Origin of the sequence: Streptomyces sp. NRRL F-4489 (assembly GCF_001509485.1) — a bacterium.
Classification (GTDB): Bacteria; Actinomycetota; Actinomycetes; order Streptomycetales; family Streptomycetaceae; genus Streptomyces.
The window spans coordinates 17,202-36,177 of record NZ_LLZI01000135.1; the positions used below are offsets into that span (position 1 = coordinate 17,202).

General features: G+C 71.5%; 15 protein-coding genes and 2 pseudogenes. 11 read left to right on the top strand and 6 right to left on the bottom strand.

The genetic code is table 11. The features are described 5' to 3' along the window. Window positions 1-31: 31 nt before the first annotated feature. On the bottom strand, window positions 32-1,189 hold the full coding sequence (locus tag ADL22_RS12995; RefSeq protein WP_066977505.1) for a nuclear transport factor 2 family protein: 1,158 nt from the start codon (window positions 1,187-1,189) through the stop codon (window positions 32-34). Window positions 1,190-1,284: 95 nt separating this feature from the next. Between ADL22_RS12995 and ADL22_RS13000 the strand changes: the two are divergent. The 3 genes and pseudogenes from ADL22_RS13000 (at window position 1,285) to ADL22_RS13010 (ending at window position 4,738) form a co-directional block, all read left to right on the top strand. After that, window positions 1,285-2,252: pseudogene (locus ADL22_RS13000) on the top strand (LysR family transcriptional regulator). 546 nt (window positions 2,253-2,798) lie between these two features. Then, entirely contained in the window at window positions 2,799-3,341 is a 543-nt protein-coding gene (locus ADL22_RS13005) for a GNAT family N-acetyltransferase (RefSeq protein WP_199836285.1), read from the top strand. Between the two features lie 656 nt (window positions 3,342-3,997). Next, a complete protein-coding gene (locus ADL22_RS13010; protein WP_066977629.1) occupies window positions 3,998-4,738 on the top strand; it encodes an SDR family NAD(P)-dependent oxidoreductase in 741 nt (246 codons plus the stop codon). Between the two features lie 516 nt (window positions 4,739-5,254). On the opposite strand, the pseudogene ADL22_RS33850 reads toward ADL22_RS13010, so the two are convergent. Both ADL22_RS33850 and ADL22_RS13015 read right to left on the bottom strand, forming a co-directional pair. Beyond that, window positions 5,255-5,876: pseudogene (locus ADL22_RS33850) on the bottom strand (SDR family oxidoreductase). 100 nt (window positions 5,877-5,976) lie between these two features. Then, complete coding sequence (locus tag ADL22_RS13015) at window positions 5,977-6,483, bottom strand: nuclear transport factor 2 family protein (protein WP_066977511.1); 507 nt, start codon at window positions 6,481-6,483, stop codon at window positions 5,977-5,979. 138 nt (window positions 6,484-6,621) lie between these two features. Here ADL22_RS13015 and ADL22_RS13020 point away from each other — a divergent pair, with 138 nt between their 5' ends. From ADL22_RS13020 to ADL22_RS13045, 6 genes are all read left to right on the top strand, one after another. Beyond that, on the top strand, window positions 6,622-7,527 hold the full coding sequence (locus ADL22_RS13020) for a LysR family transcriptional regulator (RefSeq protein ID WP_066977514.1): 906 nt from the start codon (window positions 6,622-6,624) through the stop codon (window positions 7,525-7,527). 177 nt (window positions 7,528-7,704) lie between these two features. Then, entirely contained in the window at window positions 7,705-8,145 is a 441-nt protein-coding gene (locus tag ADL22_RS36650) for a hypothetical protein (RefSeq protein ID WP_066977516.1), read from the top strand. 864 nt (window positions 8,146-9,009) lie between these two features. After that, the gene (locus ADL22_RS13030) at window positions 9,010-10,158 is read left to right on the top strand and encodes a PLP-dependent cysteine synthase family protein (protein WP_066977519.1); all 1,149 of its coding nucleotides are present in this window, start codon (window positions 9,010-9,012) and stop codon (window positions 10,156-10,158) included. Beyond that, window positions 10,155-11,453 carry an MDR family MFS transporter gene (locus ADL22_RS13035; RefSeq protein ID WP_066977522.1) on the top strand — a complete coding sequence of 433 codons (1,299 nt, stop codon included), beginning with the start codon at window positions 10,155-10,157 and terminating at the stop codon, window positions 11,451-11,453. The genes ADL22_RS13030 and ADL22_RS13035 overlap by 4 nt, the downstream gene beginning before the upstream one ends. 258 nt (window positions 11,454-11,711) lie before the next feature. Then, window positions 11,712-12,068, top strand: coding sequence for a PadR family transcriptional regulator (locus ADL22_RS13040; RefSeq protein ID WP_066977525.1), 357 nt, complete (start codon window positions 11,712-11,714; stop codon window positions 12,066-12,068). Further along, window positions 12,065-12,997 carry a hypothetical protein gene (locus ADL22_RS13045; RefSeq protein WP_066977528.1) on the top strand — a complete coding sequence of 311 codons (933 nt, stop codon included), beginning with the start codon at window positions 12,065-12,067 and terminating at the stop codon, window positions 12,995-12,997. The genes ADL22_RS13040 and ADL22_RS13045 overlap by 4 nt, the downstream gene beginning before the upstream one ends. A 584-nt stretch (window positions 12,998-13,581) precedes the next feature. Here the strand turns inward: ADL22_RS13045 and ADL22_RS13050 are convergent. Continuing rightward, window positions 13,582-14,448, bottom strand: coding sequence for a GNAT family N-acetyltransferase (locus ADL22_RS13050; RefSeq protein ID WP_066977531.1), 867 nt, complete (start codon window positions 14,446-14,448; stop codon window positions 13,582-13,584). 423 nt (window positions 14,449-14,871) lie between these two features. Here ADL22_RS13050 and ADL22_RS35340 point away from each other — a divergent pair, with 423 nt between their 5' ends. Further along, window positions 14,872-15,186, top strand: coding sequence for a hypothetical protein (locus tag ADL22_RS35340; RefSeq protein ID WP_066977534.1), 315 nt, complete (start codon window positions 14,872-14,874; stop codon window positions 15,184-15,186). 131 nt (window positions 15,187-15,317) lie between these two features. On the opposite strand, the gene ADL22_RS13060 is transcribed toward ADL22_RS35340, so the two are convergent. Beyond that, complete coding sequence (locus ADL22_RS13060; RefSeq protein WP_066977537.1) at window positions 15,318-15,995, bottom strand: hypothetical protein; 678 nt, start codon at window positions 15,993-15,995, stop codon at window positions 15,318-15,320. A gap of 568 nt (window positions 15,996-16,563) precedes the next feature. On the opposite strand from ADL22_RS13060, the gene ADL22_RS13065 reads away from it, so the two are divergent. After that, window positions 16,564-17,976, top strand: a complete 1,413-nt coding sequence (locus ADL22_RS13065; protein ID WP_066977540.1) for a transcriptional regulator — start codon at window positions 16,564-16,566, stop codon at window positions 17,974-17,976. Window positions 17,977-18,113: 137 nt separating this feature from the next. Here the strand turns inward: ADL22_RS13065 and ADL22_RS13070 are convergent, their stop codons facing one another. Continuing rightward, a complete protein-coding gene (locus ADL22_RS13070) occupies window positions 18,114-18,641 on the bottom strand; it encodes an ATP-binding protein (protein WP_234430670.1) in 528 nt (175 codons plus the stop codon). Between the last annotated feature and the right edge of the window lie 335 nt (window positions 18,642-18,976).

Here is an 18,976-nt window from a genome sequence, read left to right on the forward strand (position 1 = left end):
GGGGCTCGATGGCATGGATCGGTTCCCGTTTTCAGTCGTGGCGGTGATACGCCTTGTTGGCGATGCGCCAGCGGCCGTCGGTGAGGACCAGCAGGAAGATGTCGGTGAACGTGTCCACGCCGTGCTGGAGCGTCATGGTGGCGGTCGCGACGGTGCCGTGGACGTCGATGGCGTCGATGCGGCGGGTGCGGGACGGTTCGTCCGGGGCCGGCCGGCCCTGGAAGAGGGTGCAGTACTCGTCCAGGTGCCAGGAGACGAATGCGCCGTCGCGGATCCCTTCGATGTGGGCGGTGGGAAGGAACGCGTCGCGGAAGTGGGTGGGGTCGCCGGTGGCGTGTCCGCGGATGTAGGCGCGGAGTGGTTCGAATACGGCGTCCTTTACGGCGGGGACCGTGGCGGCGATGGCGATATCGGCCTCGGGGGCGGCGGGAGTGTCGGCCAGGCCGGTCGCGCTGCGCAACGGGGTGTCCGACGCGGCGGCCGGCAATGCCATGTCCTTGGCCAGCGCACCGATGGCGAATTCGGCCGTGGCAGCGGTTGGGGCGCCGAGGAGAAAGGGGCGCTTGCGGGTCACGAGGCCGCCGAGCCGGCCGAGTTCGAGGATGTCCAGGGTCTGAGCACGGGGCAGGCCGAGGGCGTCGGCTTGCCGCAGTGAGTCGCGCAGCGCGAGGAGGGCTCCGGCGAGGCTGTTGTTGGCGATCAGCTTGAGCGCGGCGGCGGTGGAGGCGTCGTCCACGCGCCGGACGGTGCCCAGCGTTTCCAGAACCGGTCGGACTCGGTCGAGTGCGTTCTGGTCGGCGGCGGCGAGGATCCGCAGGGTGCCGGCGGCGGCCGCCGGCACCGAGCCGAGCAGGGGCGCGTGGACGTAGGACGGGCCGAGGTGCCGGGCCAGCCTCGTCGCTTCGGCGGGGGCGATGGTGCTGGTGTTGAGCACGATCGTGTCCGTGCGCAGTGAGCCACGGACGTCGCCGAGGACTTGTTCGCAGGCCGGGCCGTCGAACAGTGCCAGGAGTACGAGGTCTGCCTGGGCCACGGCCTCGTTCGGATCGTCGGTCGTCTTGACGGTGCCCGATGTGCGCCCTGAGCGGGTCCAGCCGACGACGTCCCAGTCCTGGGCGGCCAGTCGTGTCGCTATCGCGCCGCCCATGCGCCCCAGACCGAGGACGGCGATCGTGTGCGGTGTGGTCATGCGCGCCACAGTGGTGCACCTCAAGAGATGCGACAAGCGCAGATTTCACATGCCCGCCCTGCGGCGCCCGAATACCGGCTGGGCATACTGCCGCCATGGATCTGACTGTGTGGCGGGCTTTCGTGACCGTGTGCCGGGTCGGATCGCTGTCGGCGGCGGCAGCCGAACTGAATCACACGCAGTCGGCCGTCTCCCGGCAGATCGCCGGGCTGGAGCGGCAGTTCGGCGTGCCGCTGGTGGAGCGCCATGCGCGTGGTGTGCGTCCGACGCCGGCCGGCGAGGTGTTCCGGCGCCATGCCCTGGCCACGCTCAACGAGGCCGACCGCGCCGTCCGCGCGGTACGAGACGTACGTGACGGGGGGGTGATCGGCCCCTGGCCATCGGAGCGACGCCGTCTCTCGCGGCGGGAATCGTTCCTGAGGCCGTCCGGGGCCTGCTGAAGCAGGCCGGACCGGTTCGGTGGAGCCTGCTCCCCGGTCTGAGCGCACAGCTGCACAGCCGCGTGGTCGCCGGCGATCTCGATATCGCCGTCGTCACCGACGCTCCGCCGGGGCTGGCCGACGCCCCGCAGGTCGAACGCCGGTTCCTCGGGCTGGACGAGATGGTTGCTGTACTGCCCTCCGGCCATCCGCGGGCCGGGCGGGGGCCGGTGCGCATTGAGGCGCTGGCCGACGAGACCTGGGTCGAGGACAATGACGGCTCTGCGGCGCTGCTGCGCCAGCACGCCGCCCGCGCCGGAGTCAGTGCCCGCATCGACCTCACCGCGGCCGATCTGCCCGGCAAGCTGGCGCTGGTCGCTACCGGTCACGCCATCGCACTGATCCCCGGAGCGCTGACGCGCGCGCTGAGGGCCGACGTCACCACGGTCAGCCTTGTGGATCCCCCTACCCGCGGCATCTACACGATCACACCGCGCCGCGACGCCCACCCCCGCGCAGCGACCCTGCTCGAACTGCTCGCCGCGGCCTTCGCATCGATCCGTCCAGCCCAGGCTCCTCACCGGTCTGGCGCGACGGACGACCACGCCGCTGCGCGGCTTCACGACGAGATCACGGAGCCGTGAGCCGGGATCGGCGGGTCGGGATCGGCGGGTCGGGACGCCGCCCCAACACCCGGCTCACCGACGCCAATTACGCCGACACCGTGCCCCAGCAACCGGCGGTACCAGAGGAGGCTCCGGCTACAGGAATCGGACACCACCCCCGCCCGCCGGATGAAGCCACGCGAGAGGAACAATCCCACCACCTGAACGCAGCCGGCGCCGGAGCTCCGGGGCCGGCCGTGATGCCCTCAGCAGCCTGCGGCAGCCAGCCGACTCAGCTCCTACCGAAGACCGCTGCCATCCACCACCCCGAACAGGTCCCGAAAGCGACGAAGGTCCCGACCGTTGAAGGAGATCGGCGGGATCTCGTCAATCGCCCCTGAGGGAACTCAAGAGCAGTCGGGCTCGGATGCTCAGGTAGGTGGTCTCCTCCTGGTGCCGTGACCGCATGGGTTCGCCGGGTTGATCGTTGAGGCACCGGCTGGCGGGTCTCGCGGCTTACGGCTGTGGCACGATGCCGTGGTGATCTCCAACTCGGGCATACCAGCGGTCGTCCCCGCGGGCCGGATGGCCCAGGTGGAGCAGCCGGTGCTCGGCCTTCCAGGCGATGTGGAACTGCGCCCCTGGCGGCTGTCCGACGCCGACGTCTTGGTGGCCGCCGGCCAGGAGCCCGCAATCCGCCAGTGGAACCGCCTGCTGGTGGAGACCCCGGAAGACGCGCGCCGCAGGATCGCACGGATGCACGAGCGGTGGCAGGCCGAGGTGAGCGCGATCTGGGCCATCGCGCGACCGGGGCGCGAGGCCGTGGGACTGATCGGGTGGGGCGATATCGACCTCAGCGGCGGCAGCGCCGAAATCCTCTACTGGATCCTTCCCGCGGCGCGCGGTGGTGGCGTGGTGACCGAGGCCACGAAACGCGTCAGCGAGTGGGCCCTGAACGACCTTGGCCTGCATCGCCTGCGGCTGTGTCACTCGGTGGCCAACCCGGCGTCCTGCCGGGTGGCGGACAAGGCCGGGTTCTCCCTCGAAGGCACCATGCGCAGTGCGCTGCTGCACGCGGACGGGTGGCATGACGAGCACCTGCACGCCCTCGTCCAGGGCGACATCTGATCCGCGCCAGACGGTCAGACCGCTGCCGGGAGGGCGGCCGCCCCAGTGCGGCCGGGTGGGGCCGGTGCCCTTGCGGCGCCGGTTGACACCCCAAAGGTGGCGTCGCCGACCGAGTAGCAGCCATCCGCGTACTCGATCCGGTCATGAGTGCGCAGTGTGGTGGCGCGGGGCGGTTCGGCGTGTGATGCGCAATCGGCGCCTTGGGGGCGTCGTTCGGCGTCACGCTTGGTGAGGCGCGGATAGGTGCTCGGTCTTCTTGTGTAGTTCCTTGTCCCGGTCGTCGCGCTCGATCTGCACGGCGACGGCGAGTATGGCGAAAGAAACACGGTGTTCCTGCCGTTGGGACGTAGATGCCGGGTGACGAGTCCGAGTACGCGCCGGCAACCAGGCGGCTCGCGGTGAGTACCTCAGCGCGGGAGGTGAGGACGGCCGGGTTGTCGACATCTCCTTCGTCACTCAGAACTGGCAGCGGGCCGTGGTCGACCGGACGAGGCCGCCACCTGCGACGCTGCTTCCGTCCGCCGCCGACTGGCGACCAAGGTCAACGATCGGCCCGGCGTGGGTCCGTCCCCGCCATGGACCGAACCATCAGGATCACCAGTTACACGAGGAACGGCCCACAGCATGTCGTTCCTCTCGGCGTGGAGGAGCTTTCCATGACTGCGGAACTGGACGGATCCACGGCTCTTGTCACCGGCGCCACCGCCGGCATCGGCCGGGCCATCGCCCTTCGCCTGGCAGCGTTGGGGGCCTCGGTCATCGTGCACGGACGGGACGAGCGGCGAGGCGCTGAGCTCGTCGATGAGATCGCTGCCGCAGGCGGGAGGGCCCGGTTCGTTGCCGCGGATCTGAGCAGCTCCGAAGATGTCCTGCGACTTGCCGCTGAAGCAGGCGAGGTGGACATTCTGATCAACAACGCCGGCATCTACCGGTTCGCCAGTACGCCGGACACCACCGCCGAGATGTTCGACGCCCACATGGCCGTCAACTCACGCGCGCCGATGCTCCTGGTCGGTGCCCTCGCCCCGGGAATGGCTGCGCGCGGGCGTGGCGCCATCGTGAGTCTGAGCACAGCGGCGGCCACCACGCCGACGCGGAAAGCGGGCGCTTACGGGGCGTCCAAAGCCGCACTCGAACTCCTCACCCGAGTATGGGCTGACGAGTTCGGCGCCCAGGGCGTCCGCGTGAACGCCGTGGCCCCGGGCCCCGTCCATACCCCCGGGACGGAGGAGATGGGAGATGAAACCCTCCAGGTGATCGGGCGAACCACCGTACTGGGGCGAGTCGCAGACCCTGAAGAAATCGCGGAAGCGGTTCTGTTCCTTGCCTCCTCCCGCGCCAGCTACATCACCGGCGCCGTGCTCGAGGCACGCGGCGGACAGCTCGCGATCGGCTGACTCCGGGACTGGGCTGCGATGGGCATGCCAAGTCCCGCCCGACCCCCAACGCCCCTGCCACGGCACCGAGATGCGCGACTGGCGAGTACCCGGACCGCATCTCAGATGATTGAAGACGATAACTATCTCCATAGGGTGGGGTGGGGCTTGGGCCGCGAGGTGCCTGATCGCGGCTGCCTCGGCGGTGAAGGTCAAGGGGGGAGTGGTGTCGCACATCTTCCGGCACTGCTGCGCGGCGAAACCGCCTTGCAAGCGCTGCTCTCCCCCGACGGCACCATGGATACCGCGGACAGCGCGTACCGGGAGAACACCACCAGCCGCTATGTGAACGCCATGGCCGCGGCGGCCCTGCGCGAAGTGCTGGCCGGCCGGTCCGCGCGGACTCCGCTGCGGGTGCTGGAGGTGGGGGCCGGGGTCGGCCCTCTCGGTCACTCACACGGCCGCCCGTCGTGCGGAACAGCTCCACGCCCGATATCAGGAGCTGAACGGCATGACCGCCATGCCCCTGCCCGGTGGTCAGTTGGCGAGCCAGTCGCGGTAGTGCGTGGGGGCGATGTGGGCGCCGTATGCGGCAGTGGTGAGGGCGTCCCCGGATGCGGTGGCGAAGGGGCCGGCGGTGTCGTCGGGGAGGATGGTGCGGCCGTCGTCTCGGGTGGCGAGGGTGATCCAGCAAGGTGGTGGGCAGCCGGACGGTGGCGCCCTCGGTGGTCCAGGACATGATCTCGTCGAGGTACTCGAAGAACTGGGTGGCGCGGACGATCGAATACGGGACCGGCCCGGTCGTGAACAGATCCTCCTGAAGGACCTTGGCCCGGTAGTAGCCGAGGTCGGGCACGCGGTCCACGCCGACGATGGACAGCAGGACGGCGTGCCGGACGCCGGCCTGCTCGGCGGCGGGGAGGAGGTTGCCTGTCGCGGTCCGGAAGAAGTCAGCGGCGGCCTCGTCGGTGGTGGGCGACTGCGTTGCGTCGATGACGGTATCGGCGCCCGCCAGCGCCGGGACGAGCCCCTCGCCCGTGAGGAGGTTGACGCCGGTGGACCGTGCGTGCGGCAGGGCTTCGTGCCCCGCCTGGACGAGGGCCTTGACGATCTCGGAGCCGATCCGCCCGGTCCCGCCCATCACAGCGAATTTTTTCATGTCATGCCTTCCGGAAGGAGGTGTCGGGGATTGCGAGGGTGTGAGGCGCGGGCCCCAGGGCGGACTTCATCGGTCCCGCGGGTCCGGGGCGGTCCGGGTATCAGCCGAAGATGGCGGTGGGCTCACCGGTGAACCAGGTGTTGTCGATACGGAGCCGGCGGATGACCCAGCGGTCGCCGTCGCGGACGAGGTCGACGTCGTAGGGGTTCTTCAGCAGTGCGTGCTTGGCCGGGTCGGCGGTGAGCAGATGCTGCGCCTCCACCAGGGCGGTGAGACGGGCGGTGTCGCCGTCGATGGCGATCCGCGCGTTGGTGACTTGGTGGGTGGTGTCCACCCGGCCGGTGAACATCCCCAGGATGGTGGTGACGATGGTGTCGCGCCCCGACATCAGCGGCGGCTCGGCGCCCCATTTCGCGGCGGCCGGGCGGAAGTCCAGTTCGGCGTCGGGGGCGAAGGCCGAAGCGAAGAGGTCCTTGTCCTTGAGGTCCTGGCCGAGAGCGAAGCGGTGGAGCGCGTCGGTGATCTCCGCGCGGTCCCTGAGTTCCGCGACCACCGCGGCGGTGTCGTGTGCGGGGGCGGTCAGGGCGCGGTCGCGGGTGACGTACATGATGTTCTCCTGTGCAGGTCAGGCGGTGTGCCGGATGGTCTTCTTCCGACGCCTTCGATCCTGCTGCGGGCCGGATGGGGCATCAACGCGTACCTGTGCAACGGTCGTGAAGCCCCGATTAACGATGGAGGCGTGGGCATGTTGGAGCGGTACGAGCTGGAGGCGTTCCTGACGCTCGCCGAGGAACTGCACTTCGGCCGCACCGCCGAGCGGCTGCACGTCTCCACCGCCCGGATCAGCCAGACCATCGCCAAACTGGAGCGCCGCATCGGCGTCCCGCTGTTCCACCGCACCAGCCGCCGCGTGGAACTCTCGCCGGTCGGGCGGCAGCTGTACGACGAGACACGGCCCGCCTGGTCCCGGATCACGGCCGCGTTCGGGCGAGCGGTCGATGCCGGACGTGGCCTGACCGGCCTCCTGCGGGTCGCCTTCGACGGGCCGGCCGCGGGCCAGCTGCTGGTCGGGGCCGCGCAGGAATTCCGTACCCGGCACCCGGAGTGCGACGTGCGGATCCGTGAAGCGCGGCTGCCGGAAGTCCTCCCGTGGCTGCGCGGCGGTGAGGTGGACATCGCGCTGACCTGCCATCCGGTGCGGGAGGAGGGCATCGCCATGGGGCCGGTGCTGGTGCGGGAAGCCCGCATGCTCGCCGTACCGACAGCCCATCCCTTCGCCCGCCGCACCACCGTCTCCGTGGAAGACCTGGCCCGCGTCACCGTGCTCCAGATGCCCGAGACGCTGCCGGACTCGCTGCGCGACGATCGCGCGCCGCGCCGGACCCCCGCCGGGCGGCCCATCGCCCTCGGCCCGTCGGCCATGACGTTGACCGAGATGCTCACGCTCGTCGGCGCGGGAGAGGGCGTCGCCGTCGTCGGCGCCCACACCAGGCGCTACTTCGCCCGCCCCGATGTCGCCTATGTGCCTTTCGCGGATGCCGCACCCGTGGAATGGGGCCTGGTGTGGCTCACCGAAGGCGCCTCCGCCCGCGTTCGCGCCTTCAGCGACGCCGCACTCGCCGTGGTGGGAGAGCCGGCGGCTGCTCCCTGAGACTGCCGGCGGCATCGCCGAGCAGCAGGGGCGGGATCGGCGCCCTACGGCGGAGTTGTCACCACCGACATCCGGTCACGTACGGAATCATTCACCCCTGAAATCCCGGGAGTTGGTGAATGATCGCTGGAACGGGGTTAGCATCACCGCGTGATGACGGCCGCGGCACCTCGACGCATGAAGCCGGCCCGTGCCGCTGCGCGTCCGCTGCTCCGGCTGGCCCGGCTGCTGCCCCTGGTCGCGCTGCTGCTCGGCGTCGTCCTCGCGCACGGCGCATGCCCCGATGTCTTCCGGGATGACGCGGTGGCCGGTTCGGCAGCGACCGTTGCGGTGCCGCGCGCGGTGGCCCACGGCACCTCGGACGTACCCGGCGGACCGCATGGCATGACGCCGGACGACCACTGCGGCGTTCACGGCCCGGCGCATCCGGGCGATCACTGTCTTCCCGCGCTGCCGCAGCCGGCACCGGCTCCGGCGGCGGCCGCCCCCTGCTCCGCACCGGCGGCCGGCGCGACCCCCGCTCCCGAACGGGCACCGGCCACACACGTCACCAAGGAGCCGGAGCACTCCGCGCTGTCGTCGCCGGTCGTCAGATCAGCCGCGGTGCGGCAGGTCTAGCAGCCGGCACCTCGCACCCGTCCGGCCGTCCGTCCGTCCACGCCCGTTCCTCATAGGTGAGGCGCACGGACCGCCGCCGGTGCGCGACGGGTGGCGGGCCCGGAACCACCGGCACGGTCCCGCCCCTCGCAACAGCGCTGTCGCCCCCTGCCCCCGCTCCCCCCTGTCCCCACTCCCCCCTGTCCGCCCGGGCCACACCGTCTGCCGCGGCCCGGAGAGGTCAGGCGTCCGGAGGACCCGTGCCGCTCCCCACCCTTGTGCCGCCACCTGTCCGGCGCGACGACGTGACCGTTGCGCGGTGGACGCGCTGGCTTGTCGCGTTCGTATGCGGCGGGCCGCTCGTCGTACTCGGCCTGTGCGCCGTCGCGCACGGGGCGGCGGCGCGGCCGAACGAGCCGGCTCCAGCCGCCACCGTGGCCGCCATCGCCAGCGCTACGACCACCGCCACCGCCACGGCGGGCGACGTGGAGCCGCACGCACCCCACCCCCACGAGGGGAACGAGGAGTGCTTCCCGGAACGGGCCCTGTCCGCGCCGGCCCGAACGGCGGAGCGGTCCCCCGGGGACACGGCGGGCCCCGTCGCCGGCGCCCTCGCCGTCGTACGACCCTCGCGCAACCGGCGTCCTCGTCCATGCCGTCGCCGCAGGGCACGCACGGGCCGGACAGTGCTCGGGCACAGCTGCCGGTGGCGCATCTAGATCACTCGCTCGCAGTCGGCCCCGCCGACTGCCGCGTCCACGGATCCACGCACCCGGACCGGCCACCGACCACCGTCCGGCCGGCCGACCGTCCTGGATCCCCGGCGCGAGATGGGCATGCCCTGGCATTCATCGAGCGAGAGCGAAAGAAATGCAGTCGAAAGAAATGCAGTGGAAGCAATCGCAGTCGAAGGAATTGCAGTCACTGGCGAACGCCGCTGCCACACCTGATCGTTCCGCACTGCCGGCGCTGGTGGGGAACACACCGCTGCTGCGGGTGTCCGAGCCGCTGGCTCCGGCGGGCCGCGGCTTCTGGGCGAAGCTGGAAGGCTTCAATCCGGGCGGAATCAAGGACCGTCCGGGCCTGTACATGGTCGAGCGGGCCCGTGCCCGCGGCGATCTGCGGCCCGGCGGGCGCATCGTCGAATCCACCAGCGGGACCCTCGGTCTCGGCCTCGCGCTGGCCGGGATGGTGTACGGCCACCCCGTCACCCTGGTCACCGACCCCGGCCTGGAGCCGTCCATGACGCGGCTGCTCAGCGTCTACGGCGCCCAGGTCGACATCGTCACCGATCCCCATCCGACGGGCGGTTGGCAGCAGGCGCGGCGCGACCGGGTCAGCAACCTGCTCGCCCGGCACCCGCACTCCTGGTGCCCGGACCAGTACAACAACCCCGACAACACCGCCGCGTACACCCCGCTGGCCCTCGAACTCGCCTACGGGCTGGGCCATATCGACGTACTGGTCTGCAGCGTCGGCACCGGCGGGCACTCGGCCGGCGTGGGCCGCGTGCTGCGCCAGCTCTATCCGGACATCCGGATCGTCGGTGTGGACACCGTCGGCTCGACCATCTTCGGGCAGCCCGCGCGCACCCGGCTGATGCGCGGTCTGGGCTCCAGCATCTACCCGCGCAACGTGGCCTACGACTCCTTCAGCGAGGTCCACTGGGTCGCCCCGCACGAGGCGGTGTGGACCTGCCGCCGGCTCGCGGCCTCGCACTACGCCACCGGAGGCTGGAGCGTGGGCGCGGTGGCGCTGGTGGCCGGCTGGCTGGCGCGCACCCTGCCCGCCGCCATGCGGATCGCGGCGGTCTTCCCCGACGGGCCGCAGCGCTACCTGGGCACGGTGTACGACGACGACTACTGCGCCGCGCACGGACTCCTGGACGTACCACCGCCCGCCGAACCGGACGTGATCGGCCGCGCCGACGAGAAGGAAGTCCACCACTGGACCCGGTGCACGGACGTCGCCGACCCGCTCACCCTCGGCACCGCCACCGCCACCGGCACCGGCACCGCGGAGGACGCCACGTGAAGGGGATCCTCGCGCAGACGCGTTCGTACGAGCGCAGCGTCCAGCTGCTGATGGTCAATCAGTTCACCATCAATCTCGGCTTCTACATGCTGATGCCGTACCTGGCCGCCCACCTGTCCGGCGCCCTCGGACTCGCCGGCTGGATGGTCGGACTCGTTCTGGGCGTGCGGAACTTCAGCCAGCAGGGCATGTTCCTGGTCGGCGGAACGCTCGCCGACCGGCTCGGCTACAAGCCCGTGATCGTCGCGGGCTGCGTGCTGCGCACCGCGGGCTTCGCGACGCTCGGCCTGGTGGACTCGCTGCCCGCGCTGGTCGCCGCCTCGGCCGCGACCGGGCTCGCGGGCGCGCTGTTCAACCCGGCGGTGCGCGCCTACCTCACCGCGGACGCGGGTGAGCGCAGGGTGGAGGCGTTCGCGCTGTTCAACGTCTTCTACCAGGCGGGAATTCTGCTGGGGCCGCTCGTGGGCATGGTGCTGACCGGCGTGGACTTCCGCGCGACGTGCCTGGTGGCGGCCGGCGTCTTCGCGCTGCTGTCGGTCGTGCAGATCCGCGCGCTGCCCGCCCGCCGGGCGGAGAACGGCGAGCGGCGGCCGGGCGCCGGTCCGGAGGGCGTACTCGCGCAGTGGCGCGCCATCCTCGCCAACCGGCCGTTCCTGCTCTTCTCCGTGGCCATGATCGGCTCCTATGTGCTGTCCTTCCAGGTCTACCTGGCGCTGCCGCTGGAGGTACGCAGGCTCGGCGGTGCGGACGAGGCCGGGACGGCGGGGGTCGCCATCCTGTTCGCCGTCTCCGGGCTGAGCACGATCCTCGGCCAGACACGGGTGACCGCGTGGTGCAAGGCCCGCTACGAGCCCGGCCAGGCGCTGGCCCGGGGCCTGGCCGTGATGGGCGCCGCGTTCGTGCCCCTGCTGGTGGCCGCCGCCGCGCCCGTACCCGGGCCCGGCGTCAGCCGCTGGCTGCTCGCCGTCGTACCCCCCGCCCTGGCCGCACTCCTCCTCGCCCTCGGCACGATGATCGCCTACCCCTTCGAGATGGACACCCTCGTCCGCCTCGCCGGCGACCGGCTCGTCGCCACCCACTACGGGCTCTACAACACCATCTGCGGTATCGGCATCACCCTCGGGAACCTCCTGACCGGCGCGGTACTGGACGCCGCCCGTTCCGCGGGCCTGTCCGCCCTGCCATGGATCTCGCTGTCCGCCCTCGGCCTGGCATGCGCCACCGCCGTGCACGGCCTGCACCGCACCGGCCGCCTCACGGCCCCCAGGCCACAACCGCGGCCCGCAACAACCTGACCCCGGACCGCCGGTAGGAGGGGCGGACGCCGACAGCGCCCGCCCCTCCCTCCCTGCCCCACCCGATCCGCCACCACCGCTCGACGGTGACCGCGCTTACACGCCGCGCTCATCCAACTCCCCTCACCCCAGCCGTATTTCGTCCCCGCGCCCTAAAAGCGGAGCACCCCCAACGGGCCATATCGAGCTCCGCGTACGTACCGCACAGCAGATACGCCACTCGACAACATATGCCGGTCGCCGATATATATAGGCAGCATGAGTGACCGACCGCTTCAGGAGCCGACGCTGCTCCTGCTCACCGCCCTGGCCGACGAGCCCAGGCATGGTTACGGACTGATCCAGGAGATCGACGCGATCTCCCAGGGCCGCGTGCGGATGCGCACCGGCACTCTCTACGGCGCGCTGGACCGGCTGCTCCAGCAGGGCCTGATCCGGATCGAGCGCGAGGAGGTCGTCGACGGCCGGGCCCGCAAGGTCTACGCCCTCGCCGAGCCGGGGCGTTCCACGCTGGCCGCCGAGATGGAGCGGCTGCGCGCCGTCGTCGCCGAGGCGGAGCGCCGGATGGCCGCCCGTAACGTCCCCGCCGTCCGCGCGAAAGGTGCCCTGGCATGACGGAGCAGCACGCGCCGCGCCCCTTCCGCTGGGCCCTGCGCTGCCACCCGGCCGCCTACCGCGCCGAGCACGAAGCCGAGTTGAGCGCGATCTACGCCGAGGCCACCAAGGACGCCGGTACCCTCGGCCGGCTGCGGGAGGCGCTCGACGTCGCCGGCCACGGCCTGCGGCGGCGCACCGGCGTGGGCTCCGACCGGACCGCCGGCCAGGTCCTGGCGCATGCGGCACCGCTGACGGTCGCCATCGCGACGGGCGGCAGCGTGGCGAACCTGTTGTGGTTCTTCGCCCCCGGCGTCCGGGTCCCGCACGCGGCCTCCCTCCCGGGCGTGCTCCTCCTGGCCAACCAGGGCCTCATGGCGCTGCTCTGGCTGGCGGCCCTCGCCGCCGTCTGGACCGGGCGCTGGACCGCCGCCCGGACGCTGGTCGTATCGGCGACCGCCCTACGACTGGCCGACCTCCCCCTGCTCCTGCTCGCCCACCTCTTCGCCGGCACCTACGCGAGCGCCGCGCTGAACCTGGCCGTGCCGCTGCTCACCGGCGCCGTCGTCCTCGCCGCCCCCAGGGACCTGCTCGCCCCCTCCCGGCCACAGCGCACCGCGATCGCGGGCACCACCGCGCTGGCCGTCGCACTGTGGGTGGCGCTGCTCGTCAGCGTCTACCACCCCCTGACGGGCGGCCCGCTGATCACCCATACGCTCTGGGCCGGAGCCTTCGCGGTCGCTCTGCTCTTCAGCAGGCGTGACCGGCTGCCCGCCGCGGGTCTGTCGGTGGCCCTGCTTCCCGTCGCACTGCAGATGACGGCGGTGCTGCTCCACCCGCTCTCCCCCGCGGGCGTGGGCGCCCTGCTCGTGGTGGTGCTCAGCAGCGCGGTCTCTCTCGTCCGCGCCCGCCGTCGCCGCGTCCAGGTGCCGCCACCGACCGCGGCATAACGGGCTCCAAGGCCGGTCGGCAGCACCAGCCGGCCACCACGCCGGGCCGCCGGCCGAAGGCCGTTCACTCCCATCTCGAACGCCTGGAGAGGGAGACAGCCGATCCGATCCGGCCGGCATCCCCATCTCACGTGTCACGCCCGGGAACATTCGCAGGGACGCACTCGATACCTGACCACCGGTTCGCTTCCATGCCGCTCCACATCCTCAACAACGACGGAAGACCTGCGATGACCAGGCGGCAATGCACCGGCGAATTCAAGATCAAACAAATAAAGAAGAAGATCAGGGGACTCCTGGGCCAGCCATACGCCCAAGGTCGTCGAGCTCAAGGAACGCCTGACTCAGCAGGGCGAGAGCCTTGCCGAGCTCACCACGTTCAAGGGACTCGCCGTCTCGCGCTTGGCCGCACAGCACGACGAGACCGTGCGTCTACGGGCACGGGTCGCAGTCCTCTCGCCGTCCGCACCAATGATCCCCTCAACGCCCATTACCTCGACCGGCGCGCCACCGCCTTCGTCAACCGCCTCGCGGCGGCCGCGGAGGGCGTCGGTCATACCCCTCCACCCGCCTTGTGGCCCGTCTCAGGAAAACTTGTACCCGGCGAAGTCGGCGACACGGACGTACCCAATGCGCTGGTAGAGGGCATTGCTGGTGGGGTTGTCCGGGTCCGTGAACAGGACAACGTCTGTCGCGCCCGCGGCCAGCGCTGCCCTGCTCGCCTCGACCGTCACAGCGCCCGCGTAGCCATGGCCCCGGAGGTTGGCCGGGGTGTAGACGGGGTCCACCCGGACCATGCCGCCGACGATCGAGGTCGCGGCCGCCATCGAGACGGGGGTGCCCTCCAAGGTCTCCCAGAACGTGAAGTGCCTGTCGCCGAAGCGCGAGTCGTCCCAGGAGCCGGCATCGATCAAGTCGATGGAACGCTGTTCCCCGACATCGACGCAGAACTCACGGCACCAGCGCACGACTTGCTCACGGTCCTGCCCGCCTGCGATGCGCCCCCGGCCCTCTGGGCGCGGCTGCGGTGGGGTGAGCGTGCCGAGACGGTAGAGATGGGTCCGCCAGAAAAGTACCGGTGCTGCGCTCGTGTGCCGCTGCCATGACTCGGCGAAAGCACCGGCCGTGTCGTGGTCCGCGATGACGTCGGAGGGCGAGTGTCCGAGGCCGGCCAGGTGAGCAGCGAGGGCGTCGGTCTGCTCGGCAGAGAGGGGAGTGAGGCCCAGGCGGCCGCGCGGAGTGAGATAGAAGATCGCGCGGACTTCGCCTCCTGCCTCCAGCCGGCCGAAGACGGGGGCTTCGGCGTCGTGTTGGACTGTCCCGCGTATCCGCAGTTTCTCGATGTCCGTCAGCGGCGTGTTGTGCAGGGCGGGCCGCGAGCGCAGGAAGTCCCCGGCTCGGGCGAGGAAGCCGTCGACGTCTTGGGTGAGGTGCCAGTCATCCGGGAGCATGCTCCATGGTCCCGGATGACCTCGGCTCGGGGAGCACTTGCTCAACGCCTTTCAGTCGCGTGGTGTAGCCGCTCCGGATCAGTCGCGAGTTCGGGTCTTCCCCCGTGCCAGAGCGGAGGCGTCCACCTCGCCCCGCAGGCGCGATCAGAGCGGTATCCGACCGGCAGCGAGCGCGAAGAGACATCCCACGGCATCGCCGCCGGAGAGCTGCCCGGCAGCTGGCCCAGCGACTGGCAGATCGGAACGATCACCTCTATCGAGGGCCGGCCGGTCGTCGTATGGACTCCACCTACCGTACGGACTCCACCTACCGTGCGGACTCCACCGATCCATCGGGCTCGGCGGCCGCCCGGCTCGGGCGCGCCTCCTGGCCGGCTGCTGCCCGGGCCGCCCGCCGCCCCCCTGCGGGCGTCGGACTACGCCATGCACAATCACGACCTCACGCACGCCGCCGTGCCCGCCCTGTCCTGGCACCCGGAGCGTGACCTCGGCCGGCACGGACCCCACGCGCTGCGCCGCGCCCACCTGCGGACCGGCGCCCTGGGGGCCCGGCTCCACCTGGCGGCCGAGGCCGCGGGGCTGGGCAGCGGGCTGCTGCTCGGGGTGGACCTGCGGGCGCTGGACCGCGCCCTCAGCGGCGACGAGGCCGGGGGCCCGGGCCCCCGCACCGGTCTGGCCGTGGCCCTCGGCCCCCGCCTGCCCGGCCGCGCCGCCCTCCGCGCCCGCCTCCTCCCCTGACTCCGCCCCGGGCGGGGCGAGAGCCCGCGCCACCTGAAGCGCACGGCCTGCCGACGATGCGACCGTGAACTGCCCGAGCGTGAGCGGAGTTCGTCCGGGGCATCTCCTGGCGCGCGCCGCGGAAGGCGGAGTCACGGCAGGAGCGGACGGGTGGGGTGGGCCCGCAGCGCCTGCATCAGGCTGAGCGTCCGGACCGTTATCTCGCAGCGGCCGGCGATTTCCCGGCGAACGGGCCCCATCGCCGGTCGGGGATTGTGCAGGGTGACGTCGAGGTCGAAGGGCATGGCGACCAAGGTGGCACCGGTGTTCCCGTTCTGGACGGCGAAGAGCAGATGGGCGAGGAAATGCGTGCGGTCGCGCTCTTCTTCGCGGACGCGGACCCATGCGCCGTTCTCCTCGGCATGCGGGTCGGCGAACGCGCGGAACAGCGCCGTGGTGGCCTGCTGCCAGAATCCGCCGGCCGATATGCGGACTCCCAGGGTCGCGCTCAGCAGCCGTTTGAGTTCGGTGACCAGGAGGGGGACGGGTGCGGCTTTCCGCGTGAAGGTGTGGGTGGCGGCCCTGAGGACGGCCGCGTTCGGAATTCCCTGGGCGAGTTCCAGGGCTTTTCCGGCATGGAAGACGAGGGATCGCGGATCGATCGCCTGCTGGAATACGGCGGCGAGTTCCTCGGCCTGCGCCAGGTAGGCCGGGTCGGCCAGCCAGAAGTTCCGGTCGAAGTTGGTGGTCCGGCCCGGACCCGCGAGCGGGAGCGAACCGTTTCCGCCCTGGGGCGGTGCGACAGCGGTAGCGAGACCTCGGTGGGTCAATGCGTGTCCTCTCCTTCGGTACATCCCTCTGGGTGCATGGATAGGTGCGCCGCCGTTCGGCGCCGGAGGCCGGCGCGCTCGCAGGCGAGGGGGGATCCCTCGCACGATCTGTCCGATGCGGGTGGCGGTTTCCCGGCGCGTGGCCCGCGTGCGGTGCGGCATCAGGCGAGAGCCGCGGGGCGCGGGACGAAAGGGGGTTCGGGCTCCTCGTCGAGCGCGGTCGGCCGCGGACGGCGTGCCGCGCCGTTGGCCGGCCTCGGGGCCCGGCCCGGCGCGGCGCCGGGGGAAGGAACGGCACGCTAACGACCGCCGGTGAGCGATGTCGAGGTGCCGCGGAGGTGCGCGACGGAGCGCGGGCGCTCGGGGGGTGTGAGCGCGGCGGCAAACGCAACCAGGCGGCGCCCGGGGGGGCCCAGTGCGCCCGCGCTACTGTGCGCGATGCTGTGGCGGTGACTTGACTGTGGTCATGGCGAATCATTCCTCGTTGTTGGGTAATGACCCTCCCGGTCCAGAAAACTGGATATGCCAAGGTAATGATTCGTCAGCACGTTCTTGGAGGCCCACGCCGATGACCGGCCGCCCCGTCGTCCCACGTCAGAGCAATCAACGGCTGCGGTCGCTCATCCAGGAGGCGGTGGTGTCCAACTCGGCCCTCGCCCGGCAGGTGAACGTGTTGGGACAGGAGCAGGGGCTCGATCTGCGGTACGACAAGACGTCGGTGAGCCGGTGGCTGCGCGGCCAGCAACCCCGGGGGCGGGTCCCGGCCATCATCGCCGAGGCCCTGAGCAGCAGGCTCGGGCGCACCGTGTCCACCGACGAGATCGGGATGGCCAACGGCAACAGCGTGACCTGCGGTGTCGGCCTGCACTTCGCGGCCGATGTGGCGGACGCGCTGGAGCAGGTCCGCGAACTGTGGCAGATGGACGCGGAGTCGAGTGAGGCGCTGTCCGGTACGACGATGGGGGCGTCCGCGCTGGTCGAACCCACCCGGGACTGGCTGATCAGCGCGGTGGACCCGGAAGTGGCCAGGAGCCACCGGCTGGGGCCGCGAGCCGGGCCGGACGAGGTCGAGCTGGTGCTGATGACCACCCGGGCGCTCGCGGAACTCGACCACAGGATGGGGGGCGGGTACGTGCGCCCGGTGCTGGTGTCGTGCCTGCACAGCGTGGTGTCGGGGTTACTGGGCGGGAGTTACGGCGAGGCCACCGGGCGGCAGCTCTTCGCCGCGGCCGCGCGGCTGACGGAGCTCGCCGGGTACACCGCGATGGACACCGGCCGGCCCGGCCTGGCGCAGCGGTACTACATCCAGGCGGTGCGCCTCGCGCAGGCGGCGGACGAGCGGTGCTTCGGCGGTTATGTGCTCGCGTCGGGGCTGAGCCGGCTCGCGGTGGACGCGGGCTGCGCCCGGGAGGCCGTACAGCTCGCCCGCGCGGCGCAGGAGGGGACGCGCGGGCAGGCTCCACCGGCCGCACAGGCGCTGTTCTACGCGGCCGAGGCACGTGGCTACGCCCTGCTCGGCGACTCCCGGATGTTCGGAATACTCAGGGACAAGGCGCTGGAGGCGATGGCCCATGCGGACCCGGTCGGCGGACCCGAGTGGCTGAATCGTTTCAACCGGGCTTATCTAGCCGACGAGTTGGCGCACTGCTACCGCGACCTGCGGCAGCCGCGGCAGGCCGCCCGGCGGGCCGCCGAGGCGCTCGCCCGGCATCCGAGGTCGCTGGTGCGCCGGCGGACGATCGATCTGCTGCTGCTGGCGACGGCGCAGGTGCAGGCCGGTGAGGTGGAGGAGGGGTGCCGGGTGGCCGAGGAGGCCGTGGGCCTGCTGCGGCAGCTGCGGTCGGCGCTGGGCCGGCGCTATCTGGAGCGCTTCCTGGCGGCGCTCCGCCCGTACCGAGATACCGGACCGGCGTGCGAGTTCGACGCCCTGCTGAAGGAGAACGAAGCGCACGTCCCGGCCCAGCGCGTGAGCAGCGAATAGCGCGGGGCGGCAACGGGCCGCCGGTGGCCGGGCGGTCCGTACGGCGCCGGGGACGGCGCCGCCGGTTCCCGCCCGGCCACCGGCCGCGGGGCGCGGCCGCGGCCGGTGCGCGCGGTGGGACGGGCGCACCGGGCGGTTCACGGCTGCCGGAGGCGACCGGCGGGCGCGCCCGGGGACAGGGGCACCGCCGCCCAGACCACGCACCCGTTGTCCGGCCCCGTCCGGCGGCCCCACCGGGTGCAGGACCTGGCGACCAGGTCGAGGCCGCGGCCGCGCTCCTGGCCGGGGTCGGGGGACCGCCTGCGCGGCACCCACGGGGTCCCGCCGCCGTCGTGGACCTCTATGGACAACTCGTCCGCGGTCCGGCGCAGCCGGCAGGTGACCCGCAGCGTGCCGGAGTGCTGGATCGCGTTGGTGACGAGTTCGGACAGCACGAGCAGGACGAGGTAGCGGGTGTCCTCACCGCGGATCCGCTGCCCGTCCAGCCAGGCGCGGACCAGGGCCCGGCAGACCGGCACCGAGCGCTCCAGAGGCGGCAGGCTGAAGGTGGCGTGCTTGCTGGAACGCCACCGGTCGGACGGAATGACCGCGGCTTTCGCGCCGGGCCAGGTCTCGACCTGGCGGGCTGTCAGGTGAATACCGGCTTCTTGTGTGCTGGGTAACACGACTACCCCTTCCGTAAGCTTCCTCTCGGGCCCCCGATGCCAATAGCGGAATCTCTCCGGCGCTTTTACGCCGGGAATCCCTCGGCCGATTTCCTCTCCTCAGTGAAGCAGTGACCAAGACATTACGGAAGGCGCGTTCCGGGGCATGCGAAGGGGTGCGGTGATAAAGCGAAGCGAAGTAGTATCACCGCAAGAAAACGTTGTGCGGGAAAGGCGAATTCCACAGAATTTCGCGCCGTGGCCGGTCAACCGCCGTCCGGTGGCACGGCGTTCGGCCGCACGGCGTTCGGCGGGCACCGTGGAGGTGCCCGCCGAACGGGAAGGACCGCGGCTCG